This is a genomic window from Gimesia algae (assembly GCF_007746795.1).
Taxonomy (GTDB): Bacteria; Planctomycetota; Planctomycetia; order Planctomycetales; family Planctomycetaceae; genus Gimesia; species Gimesia algae.
The window spans coordinates 2,247,556-2,262,459 of record NZ_CP036343.1; the positions used below are offsets into that span (position 1 = coordinate 2,247,556).

The following is a 14,904-nucleotide window of genomic DNA, read 5'->3' on the forward strand; positions in this document are numbered from 1 at the left end:
ATTTAAGATAATAGAAATAACCAATCTGTGGAAGAATTTCCACTATAAAATGGGTCCTCTATCACAATTTTAACAATTTGGGGGTTTTTGATGATAAATCTACAATGTAGGCTTTTTTCAACATAATACCTATACAGATTCGGGAATTCTGGAGATATTTCAGCACGTGTACGCAAAATAATTGACCTGATTGCAAATCTATTTCGCGTTTTTGACTGACATTTTTCCTCAGAGCGTCTCTCTAAGAACCTGACAATATGACCGGGCTACAGACTGATCAACAAGCAGAAATTCCCAGAATGCCAGACGACATCACAAGACATCAGCGAGCCTAAAATTGCGTGACCTGATCAATTCGCAGAATAAGCCACAGTATTCCTCAATAACAGTAGATCTACTGTCGAGAGAATGCGTGTGATGATTGCCGGGCATTCGGACGCAGTTCGGGACCTGAGTTCGCCGCGATCCTTGAAAAAAAAACTCTGGTAGAGCCTTTGATTCGTTTTTCTCAACAGGCACATGATCGCCAATTGACTCCCCTTTCGCACGCAATTGCTTTTGAAACAGGAGACCTGTCAGCGTCGTTGCATCATCATGATGCGGGATTCACTTACAGAGGATGTTCGAGAAAGAGTCCCGATTGAACAGGGGAATTTTGAGAGAGCGAGCAGATGGGTACATGCTTCCGCACTCTAATGCGTGCAGATTAACCAGTAAATCACAGAAACCCTGACTCGGGTGACTGATGTCACTCAGGGGAGGTGCCAGTTTAAGCTTCCTGTTTGACCGCCAGCGCCATAATTTTCCAGCCGGCTTTGGGTACAAAATCGGGCTCGGCTGTAAAGACATGTACGACTTCGTTTGCGTCGATCGCAAACAGGGAAACGCGCTGCGCTCCCTGCTGTTCCAGATAGTTTTCGTAGGTGAATTCTTCCGTCAGCTGGGTCGTTTTCATTTCAGCCCCGTGATGCAGCATTTGTTCGAGATCCTGAAAGGTGACAGAATCACCAAACAGAACGCGTCCACTATATTTGAATGCTGCCTTCGTTTCTTCAGTGCCAGCGGTAGGCTGTGCATTGCGAATCGTAAAAATACTCGAAGGGGCAAACTCCAGTCGGTAATATTGCGCCGCCAGCGCATTCAATTCGACCTGTGGTGACATCGCCAGTAGATTTCCGATGCCCATCAGGTTCAGATTGCGTTCTGCATGCTCCGAAACCGGATTCCCCCAGTAAGCAGTCAGGCCTTTCAGCTTGGCCTCGGTCACAGAAGACCAGTTCTGATCCGTCATCAGAGTATGGATTCCGTTTTTCTTTAATTCCTCGGCAATGATTTGCGCAACCGCGTTTGCTCCCACGATCAGGAAGCCTTTGTTCTCTGGTTCGGCGACTTTGAGAAAGCGGGCCAGAGGACCGGCTGTCGCACTCTGCAGCAATACCGTCCCAATGATGACGATAAATGTTAAAGGCACCATACGAGATGCATCCTGATAACCCAGGTATTCCAGGCGAATCGCGAACAGAGCTGAGATGGCAGCAGCCACAATCCCACGCGGTGCAATCCAGGACAATAGATGTCGTTCATTCATTGTCAACTTGGATCCCAATGCACAGAGATGTACGCTCACAGGACGGATCACAAATTGAATCACGGCAAAGACGGCCAGAGCGGGCCAGCCCAGATCGATAAACGCATCGAGATTCATGCGGGCAGCCAGAATGATAAACAGCATGGAGATCAGGAGGATACTCAGGCTTTCCTTAAAGTCCAGGATATCGTCCAGTTCCAGCCCTTTACTGTTTGCCAGCCAGATCCCCATGATCGTTACCGACAGCAGCCCCGATTCGGCTTCAAACACATTGGAAACCGCAAACACTACACAAACCAGTGCCAATGCGGAGATGTTATGCAGATAGTGAGGAATCCAGTATTTCTTCAAGAGAAAGCCGAATAATAAACCTCCCGCTGCACCAAATAATATTCCGATCAGGATCATCTTCCCGAAAACCAACAGGCCCGCAGCAAAACCACCCTCTACTCCTCCCCCGGAGACGATAAATTCGAATACCAGCACTGCCAGGATGGCCCCCAGGGGATCAATCAGAATTCCCTCCCACTGCAGGATACTGGCCACATTTTCTTTCGGGCGTACGGTCCGCAGGAGGGGCATAATCACCGTCGGCCCGGTCACAACCATGAGCGCACCAAACAGAAAGGAGACACTCCAGGAGAAGTCCAGCAGCGTTCGGGTGGCCAGTGTTGTGATCATCCAGGTGATCAATGCCCCGAGCGTAATCAGATTTCGGATGACCCGTTCCAGCCCGGGAATATTCTGAATTTTTAATGTCAGACTCCCCTCAAACAGAATCACGGCGACTGCCAGTGATACAAAGGGAAACAGCAAATCTCCAAATAACTGATCCGGGTTCAGCCACTGGGTAACTGGTCCGGCAACAATACCGGCTGCCAGTAAAAAAATAATCGCGGGAAACTTGACGCGCCAGGCAAACCACTGACACAGCATGCCAGCCAACAGAATGAATGATAATGAAAGGATCGCGTGTTCGCCCATGAAAATTCCAGCTGGTATAATTCAAATCGGCTCTATTTTTTAAGCCGTTTTTATTCGATAGTAAATCCTCCGGGAATCAATCTTCAGTGGATCGAAAATTGACGAACCGGAAACGTAGCATCCTGATAACAGGCACGAATCAGCCAGAATCATTGCACACTCGACTCAAAAAGCAAGTGTTAGTTTTTCTGATCTGGCTCAACACTCACTGCGGTCCCGATTCCGGTTCTCCCATAGCCATTCCCACAGTAAAACAGGCGTAACCGCTTTCCTTCCCGAATGACAGAAGGATATTCCACCATTTGGCTCTCCCAGCCGGAACCTGTGGGCGTGAGTTGCAGATTGTCTCCCGACTGAATGCCTCGGGTCCAGTGGATGCCATCATCTGACTCTGCATAGCAAATACAATAATAGCCCCAGCGAGTACCAATCGCGGAATACCACATCTGAAAGCTGCCATCTTCACGCTGCAATACAACCGGGCCGGCGACCCCCACGTTTTCGTAATCACGTTCAGGATCTCTCAACATGATTACACCTTGTTTTTCCCAGTGGATACCGTCCTGGGATACTGCCAGACAAATGGTTTTCTGTTGATTAAGCAGGTGGGGTTTACCCGTGGTAGGACATCCCGTGTAATAAAAACGCCATTGCGAAGTACCATCACTTCGCTTAATCTTCAGCACCGACCCTCCGGCAACCCCGATCGCGTCCGGACTCCCCGGTTCATTGCTTCGTGGCAGGACCGGTTGCGTACTGAAACGAGACCAGTTTTTACCATCCACGCTGGTCGCCAGACCAATACCAGGAAATGAGCTGAGCCCCGTCCCCTGCCCACTGTTTCCTGTGTAGTACAAATGCCAGCGGTCATCCGCCATTCGAATCGCATGAGGCAGGACACACCAGCGTGCATCAAAGGCTCCCGACATGCCTTTCTCAAATAAAGGACCACTGCGATTCCACTCTGTGATAGCGTCTACTTTCGCAGTCGCCATCCCAATCCGATGCTGACTGCGATCATCACCGCCTGCATAGAACAGTCGATACTGGTCATTCTGTCTTACTACCCAGGGGTTCATACAACGTGTCGAATCAAAATTACCCGCAGTGCGTGGTGGCAGAATGGGATTTTTTGCTTCGCGTTTCCATTGAATCCGATCGCGAAGCGCACTGAACTCGGCGGAATGCGTCAGCCTGAGCTTCACTACCTCTTTTGAACGTCGGACGATGCCAAAGAAGGTTCCAATATCGCTCTGATCCCAGGCAATACCCTGCCCGGTGATGGGGGCGGATAATGTTTCTACATGCTCCAGAATTCCCGGTGTGTCTGGTATTCTCAGTACATAGACTTCCGCATGATCGTGACCAGTCGCATATAACAGCCCATTGGGTCCGAACGCTCCTCCCGAATTACTGTTGGGCAAAAACCGTTTTACGACGGAATCGGGAAAAGTCCACTCCGCTTCCGGCTGCCAGTTTTCAGCGTAGCGCACGATTCTGGTCTTGCGGACGTTTTCGAGCGGACCATAAAAAGCATAGCAAACCCACCATTTGCCCTGCCGATGATCGACCCAGTTGATGGCTCCTGCCGTCTCGGGAAATGTTAATGTTTCCAGATGTTCCAGAGACTCGGGTTTGAAAACTTCGATCGTATTCTTGAGCGGGCTTTTTGGCCAGTTGGAATGGGCACAATACAGTTTTCCGCCTGTCACAATCCCGCTATTCAAATGACGAATATGGGAGTCTTTCGGGCCCGTCCAGTTTGCCAGTTGTTTTCCAGTGGCTTTATCATAACGGGCGACTTCGCGGCTTGAGATGGCATAGAACGATGTTTCGTCAACCGCGACCGCCTGATGGGCTTCGGCTGCTTTAAATCGGTTTAGTTCCCGAAATCCGCGTACCGTTTTCTGATCTGCTTGTATTGATGAAATCTGGCTGAAGAGAATGAAAGTCGTCATCCAGAAATATTGTAGGGGAAATTTTCGCAAGAGAAATTCAGTCTGTTCAAAGTGATAAAAAATATAAATGAGTTCAATGATAACTCAAGACTGGTATTCCCCAGCAAGAATTAAGCGTTTCACAGTTTTCATATGATATCCAGCATCACAGGTATTGTCTAAGTTCAGCTGTCCCGATCCCGAAAACATCGCGCATTCTCTATGCTGAATTAATCCATGTGCCCCCTCTGCAGTAAAACGGATTTCAGGTTATTACTAACTCAAGAATCCGTGTCTTGAACTCAAACTGGCAATGCGGTAAGTTGACCCTTTCTTATCCCGGTTCTTCAAGACTCAAATACGCTGGCCCCGATCCGCTTTTGCAGGGAACATTCTATGGACGTAGCCACAATCGCGGTGCTGATTCATATTTCGATTGAAATTCTGGTCATTATGCGCGTGATTCTCAGGCCGCATCGCCAACCGACATCGCGTCTGGCCTGGATCGTGGTCGTCGTCACCCTGCCTGTGCTGGGAATTCTCGCCTACCTGCTGCTGGGTGAAGTCAATATCGGACGCCGACGCGTTGCCCGCATGCAGAAAGTGTTCGAACGCCTGCCAAAACTAAGCTGCAAAATCTGTCCTGAAGAAGCTTTTCAAACACAGATTCCCGATAAACATGACCATCTCTTTCGAGTCGGATGTTCTATCAGTGGCTATTCACCAGTGGGAGGGAACACTGCGCAACTGATGGCGGATTCCAATGCCACGATCGACAGGATGGTAGAAGATATTGACTCAGCAGAAGAGCACGTGCATCTGCTGTTCTATATCTGGTTACCCGATCACAATGGCTGTAAAATAATGGACGCCCTGAAACGCGCTGCTGCCCGAGGCGTCAAATGTCGCGCTATGGCCGATGATCTGGGTTCCCGGACTCTGATCAAATCTTCTTTCTGGAATGAAATGAAAGCGGCCGGCGTACATACAGCAGTCGCATTGCCCATTGGAAATCCCCTGCTCCGCCCGTTTATGGGGCGTATTGATTTGCGCAATCACCGTAAAATTGTGGTCATTGATCACAGTCTCACTTACTGCGGCAGTCAGAACTGTGCCGACCCGGAGTTTCTCGTCAAACCCAAATATGCCCCCTGGGTCGATGCCGTCATACGGTTTGAAGGCCCGGTCGCGCGCCAGAACCAGCATCTGTTTATCAGTGACTGGATGACGCAGGTCGATGAAGATCTGTCAGCGCTGTTAGAGACTCCCATCCCCCCTGCTGAGGCTGGATTTCCGGCCCAGGTCATTGGTACCGGCCCTACCGTACGCTTTTCAGCGATGCCGGAGATGTTTGAATCACTGATCCATTCGGCACGTCGAGAACTGGTTATTACCACACCATATTATGTCCCGGATGAATCGATGCAGGATGCCCTCTGTGCCACCGCTTACCGCGGGGTTGATACGAAAATCATTTTTCCGGCCCGCAATGATTCCCGGATTGTTGGTGCGGCCAGCCACAGCTATTATGAAGAGCTGCTGGAAGCAGGTGTGAAAATCTATGAATACGAGGGAGGTCTGCTGCATACCAAATCACTGACGCTGGATGGCGAAGTCACATTAATCGGCTCGGCAAACATGGATCGTCGCAGTTTTGACCTCAACTACGAAAACAACATCCTGTTTTATGACTCTGCTCTGACAGAAAAAGTCCGGGAACGTCAGCAGGAATATCTGGCATCTTCAAAAGAAGTCACAGCGGAAGCCGTCGCCGCCTGGAGTATTGCCCGCCGCTTCTGGAATAATACCATCGCCATGCTGGGACCTGTTCTGTAATCAGCGTGAAGCGTGAGCAGGGTTAACCCACCAGTTCCGGAATTGGTTTGCCCTGATCGGCAATGATCGGTGTCGGACGGCCGTTAAAGTCTTCGATGAAGACACTGGACGAATCAATGCCCAGATGATGATAGATGGTCGCCAGGAAATCCCCCGCGCCACAGATCCGTTCAATGGAATCTTCGCCCAGCTTGTCACTCGCACCGATAAAGCGACCGGTCTCGATACCGCCACCCGCCCAGATATTAGAAAACGCGCGTGGCCAGTGATCTCGGCCCGGCTGTTTTGTGCCGGCAGGTGCACTCGCATTTCCTGCGCCGGTACTGGGCTGGTAATTGACTTTCGGAGTCCGCCCGAATTCACCGGTGACCACCACCAGCACTCGTTCATCCAGTCCACGGTCATAAATATCTTCAATTAATGCAGAGACAGCCTGATCGTATGCCTTCGAACGGAACCGCATGGCATCGAAGACATGGTGGTTGACCGCGTGATCGTCCCAGTTTGACACACGGCCGCAGAGCGGGCCGCTCAAGCTGGTGGAAATCACATCCACGCCCGCTTCCACTAGACGCCGCGCCATCAGCAACTGCTGGCCCCAGCTGTTGCGACCATAACGATCACGGGTACGATCATCTTCCTGAGTTAAATCAAAGGCATCTTTCGCCTTGGGGTTCGTCAACAGAGTCAAGGCCTGGGTTTCAAATTCGTCCAGCGCCTGCAGTTCGCCCGCCTGATCAAACGACCGCTCCAGGGTATCAAGCTTCTGACGCAGAGTCGCACGGCGGTCGAGCTGTTTCACTTCTGCCTGATTCGATAACCCGATATTGGGGACCGAAAAATTCGGTTTATTGGGATCTCCGGAAACCGTAAAGGGACCATAGGCATCCCCCAGATAAGCACCGCCCACACGCTGTGAAGAAAAGTTGATTCCGACGTAAGGTGGCAGCGGGTTTTTGCGTGGTCCTTCTTTAGAACGCAGATAATTCGTGACAGACATCCAGTCGGGATATTTAGGGATTTGCTTATCCCGACGGTCAGTATCCCCCGTCAGCATTCGCAGTGTCCCCGCGGGATGCCCGGGACTGTCGTGACGCATGGAACGCAGAACGGTAAACTTGTCTGCAATTTTCGCCTGCATCGGCAGCAGTTCTGTAAAATTCATCCCCGGCACTTTGGTCGGGATCATGCCGAAAGGTCCGCGGTACTCAATCGGCGCAGCGGGCTTGGGATCATAAGTATCAATGTGTGAACAACCACCCGGTTGCCAGACCATGATGACGGCTGTCTTTTTCTTTTGATCAGGCAGGGGATTCGCTGCCTGTAACCTCAGAATGCCGGGAAGACTGAGAGATGCAAAACCAGCCAGTCCCATTTTGAGAAACCCACGGCGGGTTTCCGGCCCTGGACATGGATGAACTGTCGATGCGTGAAAAGGATCTGTCATCACTATTTCGCCTTCTTAGCTGGATTGACACGAATGGTAATGGGCTTGGAAAAGATGATCTCTACGATGTCTTTGGGTTTTGCTTTCGCGGTTGCCTGCTTTAACTGTTTATCGGCTTTTGTCACATCAGCCTGAGCCGTTTTTGCTTTCGCTGCCGCTTCTTTTGCAGCCGCATCACCTTTTTTCTGCAATTTCTCTGCTTCCGCTGCCAGAGCAGTCGCCTGTTGTTGCGCCTGTTTCAGTTCTATTTCAGCCAGGGCAACCGCTTTTGGGTTTTCACTATACTTTACCACGGCGTATCCGCCGAAAGCAATTTTGTATTCCCCAGGAGGGGTTTTCAGAGTTGCCAGATCCAGAACCGCTTCTGATGCCTCAGCCTTTAGAGGGGCATCAAAGGCTTTATTCCGGTCAAAGCCTTCTCCATACGTTTTCAGGGTAATATTGGCCCCCGAGAAATCGCTGCGGCGATCATGCTTAAGCGGGATGGTCAGCTTTTCACCGGCTGTCACTTCCCAGACTTTTTCTTCGGCAGGAGCGATGGTGATTGGTGCCTGTTCTGAAGTGCTTACAGAAACAGGGACATCAGCCATCAGGCGCGGACTCGGTACTTCACTCCAGGCATTTTTGACAGGCCATTGCATGGATGCCAGAAAACAGGGACGCGTAACGACCTGATCATTGATGGTTGCCCGACCGAAGAATTTCGCACTGGTTAAACCTCGAGGTGTTCCTTCCGCTGCTGAAATCAACATCGTGCCTCTCGATTTTCCCTTACCGATTTTCAGCCCGGTGGCAGTCACTCCCTCTGGCAGGTTTTCCATGAACAATTCAATTTCGCCATCAAAGCCATCACGCCGGACGACAACCACTTCCAGAGGCATTGTGGCTCCGCCCCGCAAGGCAATGGGTTTGGAAAGGGCATTTCGGTCACCGTTTCGCAGGTTCATATGCAGAGCCCAACCCACCAGGGAAAAATCGGGAGCCGCTTTGCGAATAATCAGTCGATAGATATTTTTCGAATCATTGCGTGTGCCACCAAACAGATCCCGGATCTGCAGATGATGCACTCCGTCCTGCTTAATTTCGACTTTCCCGATAATATCTGAAGAGCCGGCATTATAAGGAGGGCCATTGTAGGAATACCCATTGCTGGAAACCTTCACCGGGCTGGGAATGTCACTCAGCTCAACCAGATCGGTAATTTTTACTTCAGAACCGGATCCACTGACATGTTGCACAACAATCGAAGGATCGGTCGGACGCCCCAGACGTTCTGAAGCGACTTCGACCCACCAGACTTCACCTTTCTTCGCGGTAAATTCAAATGTATCAACGTCTGCCGCAGGAAAGAAACTGCCACTGATATCGCAAGGCAGAGTGATTTTCTGTGCTGCTGCACGTGCATTATTTGGTTCTGCTTCCGGCTTGAGCATTTCGCTGGTGAGCCCTGCAGGAGGCCATGAGAAGGCGCTGACTTTTCTAATGGAAGGCATTCGGGGAACGATCTCATCCCGGGCAACATTCTTAACTGCCAGTCGATAAAAATGATAAGGGCCACCATCATAAGTCAAGCCATGCACCTTAATCACGTATTTACCAGTTTCTGGAACTTTAAAATCAAGCATGCCCCCACGTCGTTCTACCACCAGATCCATTCCACGCTCATCAGCAATAATGACAACTGGATTGAGTTTCGAATCGATGCCTTTCGCAGCACAGTCGACAATCACCCGTTGATCTTTGCCGGCTTCGAATGTGTAATAGTCGATCTTCTGTCGCGACATCACTGCATTGCAGATCGAATTCAGTTCCAGTTTCTTTGCTGTTTCCAGACTGGTATTCGCGGCCGTCTGAGCAGTTTCCGGCAGACGCCCTACATTGAAAGCACGGCTGGAAGAAACTCCAAGACGCGTCATGACGTGGGCTTCATGAATTCCCAGCGGGCAGTCTTTGGATATTGTGACCGTATACTTGTTGGCTACTGGCAAACCGTCTTTACCCAGGCTTGGGGTCGCAGTAATTCCCTCATGTGAAAAGCTGAGCTCATCGGCATCTTCAATATTTTCACCGGTAATCGTTACTTCAAAAGTGGTCCCCGCCTGACCTCCCATAGGCATGGTGGTCAATAACCGGGGTGCGGGTAGACAGACCAGTTGCGCCTGTGCTTTCGCTGAAACCAGGCAACTCACTGCCAGGCAGACCCCCATCACAAGTGAGAACTGCAGTCGAAAGTATTTCATATTTCCCGGCCTCTGCTTTATTGGTTACCAACTTGATGATCGTGAGAGAAACTGCTTCAAAGCAGTCTGACGAAGATACGCCACAAGTCATTAATGATTAAACAAAAACTCTTTGGTATTCATCAGCGCCCAGATCAGGTCCTGATAGTCTTTTGAATTCGGTGTTTTCTTCGCATCCGGTTTTGCCTTTGCATCGGCTGCCGGTGTTGTCAGATAATGTACTGCTGTCTGTAATTCTTCAGGTTGTGGCTTGCGGGCAAATGCGATCAGATACAACTCATTCACTTTTTCTTCCACAGATTTGTCTGATGCTTTGGCTAATTGAGCAGCACGCCCCGTCGCTGTTGCCAGCTTGGATTTCATCTCCGAAGAGTTAATCAGATGCAGGCTCTGAGCCAGACTGGAAGATTGCACCCGCTCACATTCACAGACACTGGCACTGTTGGGACGACCAAAGACCTTCAGGAAAGCCGACGCTTTTGTGTAGCTGTTATCTGGCAGTGCAATCGCACGGGTTCCCGGTGGTAAATTAGCAAATGCCGTCGTCGAACCAGCCAGTTGATCGACAGAGTCCAGCAGGACTTCCGCCTGCAGACGACGTGGATAGAACCGCGAATAATTCTGGCGATCCTGAAGATTGTATTCATTCGGCATGGAACTCAGTTGATAGGTATGTGACTGAGTAATCAATGTAATCAGCTGCTTCAGATCAAAGCCAGACTGGATGAAGTGTTCTTCCAGTGCCGTCATCAATTCCGGATTGGAAGGGGGATTCGTATCCCGGATATCATCTTCCGGTTCAATCAGAGCCCGCTTGAAAAAATGTTTCCAGTAGCGGTTCACCAGCGCTTTGGCAAAAAAGGGATTGTCTTTGGAACTCATCCAGTTCCCCAGACGCAACCGGGGATCTTCATCAGGAGAGATTTCGCCGATATCATCACCCAGGGCAACCGGTTTCAACATCTCACCCGATTTCACATTCTTTGCCTGCGCGATACCCCGCTTATGGAAGATCAGGTCTTCTCCCTGGGTCCCGGTCGGCTTACGACCGATCTGTGAGAAGAAAGCAGACAGACTGTAATAATCGTCCTGACTCCAGCGTTCAAAGGGATGGTGATGACATTGAGCACATTGCATTCGCACTCCCAGAAACAACTGGGCAATATCTTCCAGCTGATCTTTGGGATCTTTCACGCGCTTGTACCAGGCGACAGGCGGATTGCTGACGACGGTTCCGGTTGCTCCCAGCAGTTCGCGAACCAATTGATCATAGGGGACATTCGCCAGCAGACTGTCTCGGATCCAGGCATGGAACGCGAAGTTTGAAGTAATGTCATTGGCTGCATCGCGGCGGTTCTTCAGCAGCGGTGTCCATTTGGAAGCAAAGTAGTCTGCGTAGTTGGGACTCCGCAACAGGCGCTCCACGACCTCATCCCGTTTTTTGGGATCGGTACTCGCCAGGAAGGATTCGGTTTCTTCCTGTGTTGGAAAGCGACCACAAATATCCAAAGTGACACGACGTAAAAAGGTCGCATCATCACAGACTTCAGACGGGGGAATTCCCAGCTCTTTCAGATTGGCAAAGACATGACGGTCAATCATATTCTTTTCTGCAGGCACTTCCTGAATTGGTGCCCCCAGGGGAATTGCCGCTGTGAAGACCGCAATCTTGCCCTGATAGCGAACCATCACCGCAACTTTACCGGGGATGTCATGCACTTTAACAAGACCTTCCTCCGTCGCATCTGCCATCGACTTGATGTTCGACTCGTATAAGGCGAACTCAGTGACATCGCGTTTGCTCCCATCCGAATATTTTGCAATCGCCTTCAGTTGTTGAGTCTCACCCATATTGACCAGTCCGCGTTCCGGCTGAACGTCCACTGATTCCAGGCTCGGCTCATTCCCGGTGGAATAGCGGGCTCCCTCTTCAATCCAGCGACGAATCAGCTGATACCCTTCCGAATCACGGGGTAAGCGGGTCCCCCCTCCATGGGGAGTTTCACCTGAAGCTTTCGTGAGCAGCAGGCTTTTCGAAGAAACTGAGGGAAACAGTCGACGGCCATGTGCTTCCTTGACCAGACTGTCATAATCATCCAGCGGTTCAAATCCCAGCAACGATAGCTGAAATCCATTCTGCCCCCCTCCTGCCTTGGCGTGACAGACACCCATGTTGCACCCTGCCTTAGTCAGGACGGGCATCACATCATTGACGAAACTGACCGGGGAGTTTTTTTCTTCCGCGTTCAAGGCACCTGCAGAACTGCCCAGGAGCATCACCACCGGGAAACAGAGAACGAACAGACGTGTTGAAGCAGCGTTATGCAATGTTTTCATGTCGATTCTGATTGAGGTGGGAAGGTTTCGTGGTGGGAATACTAAAATAGCGCTATCTCTATATATAATATATATAAAACCATACACATGCGATTGGCGAATGTCAATAAATAAGTTTCATTTAGCACGAAAATGAATATTCATATGAACACATTGATAAGTGGCAATCTCGTCTCGTAATTCTACGACATACTTCAACACTGTCCTGCCAGATTTTGTAAAATTACCTGAGCCTCGACGATGTGATGTTTTGTATCATTCCTGAAATCATATTTTGAACTCAGAATTCAATACTAGAGCGCATCACATTTAACCATAGCGTCTCTCAATCTAGTATACTCGGTCCAAATGGCCTTGGAGACGCTACAGTAAAACTGGACACAGTCTAGTGGAGTGTCATTTTTAAAATTCGGGTTGATAAATAGCCCGAGAATGCGACAACGGAGCACGTAAACAACGCCCCCTAACTCTCAATTTGTAGCTTGACAAAGCAGCCTCTTTTCTGAAAATTGGTACTATCACATGATCAGTTGCCCGACAGTCCAAAAAGAAGTCATTCGCAGTCATTACAATCTGACAACTCTGTTTTATCGCCTGCTTTGGGGACGCCACATTCATCATGGATTGTGGGAAACCCCGGACAGTCAGTCAGCAAGTCAAATTGATTATGGAAAATCTTCTGCCATCGCCCAGCAACATTTAACGGAAACACTCGCGGAACTGCTGGGGGTCCAGCCTGATGCAGATCTGCTGGATGTCGGCTGTGGTATGGGGGGGTCATCCATTCATCTGGCAAAGACTTTCGGCTGCCATGTCACTGGTATCACACTCAGTCCGGTTCAACGTCGCTGGGCTGCGCTGGAAGCACGCGGACGGGGTCAGCAGCAACGGACGCAGTTCCTCTGTCAGGATGCGGAAACTGCTGAATTTCCAGTCGAATCGTTTGACAATATCTGGAGTATTGAATGCACAGAGCACCTGTTTGATAAGCAGGCTTTTTTCAATAAAGCAGCCACCTGGTTGCGACCGGGCGGCAGTATGGCAATCTGTGCCTGGCTGGCGGGAGATCATCTGGATACAGAAGAAGCCCGGCAGCAGGTTTACGATGTTTGCGAAGGATTTTTCTGTCCTTCCCTGGGGAGTGCCGCAGACTATCAGTCCTGGATGGAAAATGCCGGGCTGGAATTTCAGGCGTATCACAACTGGACGAATCGCGTCTCCCAGACCTGGGAAATCTGTCAGCAGCGCGTTCAGAAAACCGGTGTCCGCTGGCTGGCACGACTCATTGACCGAGACACGGTCATGTTTCTGGACCGTTTTGAAACCATTTTAAAAGCTTATGAATCGGGGGCAATGCAGTATGGATGCTTTATTGCCCACAAGCCACTGTAAGATTCGGTTGTGCTGTCGGTCCGGCACTATTTCACCAGCGCCGCTTCAATCACCAGTCCGGGACCAAACCCCAGCATCACACAGGGACGTGCTGCCTGAGCCGCCTGCAGACGCTGCAGAATAAAGAGTACGGTCGGCGAAGACATATTTCCAAACTCGGAAAGAATTTCACGGGAAGTCGCCAGTTTTTCTTCCTCAAACTCAATGGCTTCTGCCACCGCAGTCAAAATCCGTGGACCGCCCGGGTGAATGGCCCAGCTGCCAATCTCTTCAACCCGGGTCCCTTCAGCGGCGAGCCAGTTCACAAGCCAGGGACGTAACCGGGATTTGATCAAATCGGGAATCTCTGGCGACAGTGTCATTTCAAATCCATGATCTCCAATCCGCCAGCTCATCAGCTCTTCAGAATTCGGCACGACTGTTGAGCCGGAGGCAACTAGGTTCCAATGATCGCTTGAACTACCTTGTGATTGTTTCCCGACGACAGCCGCCGCCCCATCTGCAAACAGGGCATTTGCCACAATCTTGTCCGGGCACCAGCCATACTGTTGATGCAGTGTGCAGAGCTCGACCGCACAGATAACGACACAGGCTTCGGGATCACTATCAGTAAACGCCTTCGCCACGCGCAGCCCGTTCAGAGCACCATGACAACCCATAAAGCCGATATGCGTCCGTGAAACATCGGGTGAAAAGCCAGGCTGTTTCAAGACCTGCAAATCAAATCCTGGCGCACTGAAACCACTGCAGGAAACGGTCACGAGGTGTGTCACTTCAGCCGGGTCAATCTTAGCAGAGTCTAATGCAGCGTGGACGGCAGCAATTGCCAGCAGACCCGCATGTTTTTCGTATTCCTGCATGCGGATCGAAGTGGCAGGCCCCAGATCAACCGGCGATTCAGAAGGTTGATAAAATGTCTGTCTGACTGCTTCTCCATCGGAGCTGTTTTCCAGAACAACGCTGTGTCGTGTTTTCACTCCGGCCCGTCGATAGAGCACCGGCAGCAGGCGTTGCAGTTGATCTGTTGTTTCGGTCTGACAGGAGAAAGACAAGGCGTGTACGGCCGCATCCGACTGCTGAATCGAATGCTCGGGATTTGTCGTGCCGATTCCCAATATTTCAAAACTCATAAATGCTCTTTAG

The 14,904-nt window shown here is 50.4% G+C and carries 8 protein-coding genes; 2 read left to right on the forward strand and 6 right to left on the reverse strand.

The window, feature by feature from the left end:
* Positions 1 to 769 precede the first annotated feature (769 nt).
* Together Pan161_RS08085 and Pan161_RS08090 are read right to left on the reverse strand one after the other, a co-directional pair.
* The gene (locus tag Pan161_RS08085) at positions 770 to 2,572 is read right to left on the reverse strand and encodes a cation:proton antiporter (protein WP_145225727.1); all 1,803 of its coding nucleotides are present in this window, start codon (positions 2,570 to 2,572) and stop codon (positions 770 to 772) included.
* Between the two features lie 179 nt (positions 2,573 to 2,751).
* On the reverse strand, positions 2,752 to 4,560 hold the full coding sequence (locus tag Pan161_RS08090) for a glycoside hydrolase family protein (protein WP_232103662.1): 1,809 nt from the start codon (positions 4,558 to 4,560) through the stop codon (positions 2,752 to 2,754).
* A gap of 345 nt (positions 4,561 to 4,905) precedes the next feature.
* On the opposite strand from Pan161_RS08090, the gene cls reads away from it, so the two are divergent.
* On the forward strand, positions 4,906 to 6,345 hold the full coding sequence (cls, locus tag Pan161_RS08095) for a cardiolipin synthase (protein WP_145225729.1): 1,440 nt from the start codon (positions 4,906 to 4,908) through the stop codon (positions 6,343 to 6,345).
* Between the two features lie 22 nt (positions 6,346 to 6,367).
* Here cls and Pan161_RS08100 read toward each other — a convergent pair whose 3' ends face one another.
* The 3 genes from Pan161_RS08100 to Pan161_RS08110 form a co-directional block, all read right to left on the reverse strand.
* The gene (locus tag Pan161_RS08100) at positions 6,368 to 7,792 is read right to left on the reverse strand and encodes a DUF1501 domain-containing protein (RefSeq protein WP_145225731.1); all 1,425 of its coding nucleotides are present in this window, start codon (positions 7,790 to 7,792) and stop codon (positions 6,368 to 6,370) included.
* A gap of 2 nt (positions 7,793 to 7,794) precedes the next feature.
* Complete coding sequence (locus Pan161_RS08105) at positions 7,795 to 10,032, reverse strand: serine protease (protein ID WP_145225733.1); 2,238 nt, start codon at positions 10,030 to 10,032, stop codon at positions 7,795 to 7,797.
* Positions 10,033 to 10,122: 90 nt separating this feature from the next.
* Positions 10,123 to 12,369: a DUF1549 and DUF1553 domain-containing protein gene (locus Pan161_RS08110; RefSeq protein ID WP_145225735.1), complete on the reverse strand. Its 2,247-nt coding sequence runs from the start codon at positions 12,367 to 12,369 to the stop codon at positions 10,123 to 10,125.
* Positions 12,370 to 12,891: 522 nt separating this feature from the next.
* On the opposite strand from Pan161_RS08110, the gene Pan161_RS08115 reads away from it, so the two are divergent.
* Positions 12,892 to 13,761 (forward strand): SAM-dependent methyltransferase, encoded by an 870-nt coding sequence (locus Pan161_RS08115; protein WP_145225737.1) that lies wholly within the window; start codon positions 12,892 to 12,894, stop codon positions 13,759 to 13,761.
* Positions 13,762 to 13,787: 26 nt separating this feature from the next.
* On the opposite strand, the gene Pan161_RS08120 is transcribed toward Pan161_RS08115, so the two are convergent.
* Positions 13,788 to 14,891 (reverse strand): type III polyketide synthase, encoded by a 1,104-nt coding sequence (locus Pan161_RS08120; protein WP_145225739.1) that lies wholly within the window; start codon positions 14,889 to 14,891, stop codon positions 13,788 to 13,790.
* Positions 14,892 to 14,904 lie beyond the last annotated feature (13 nt).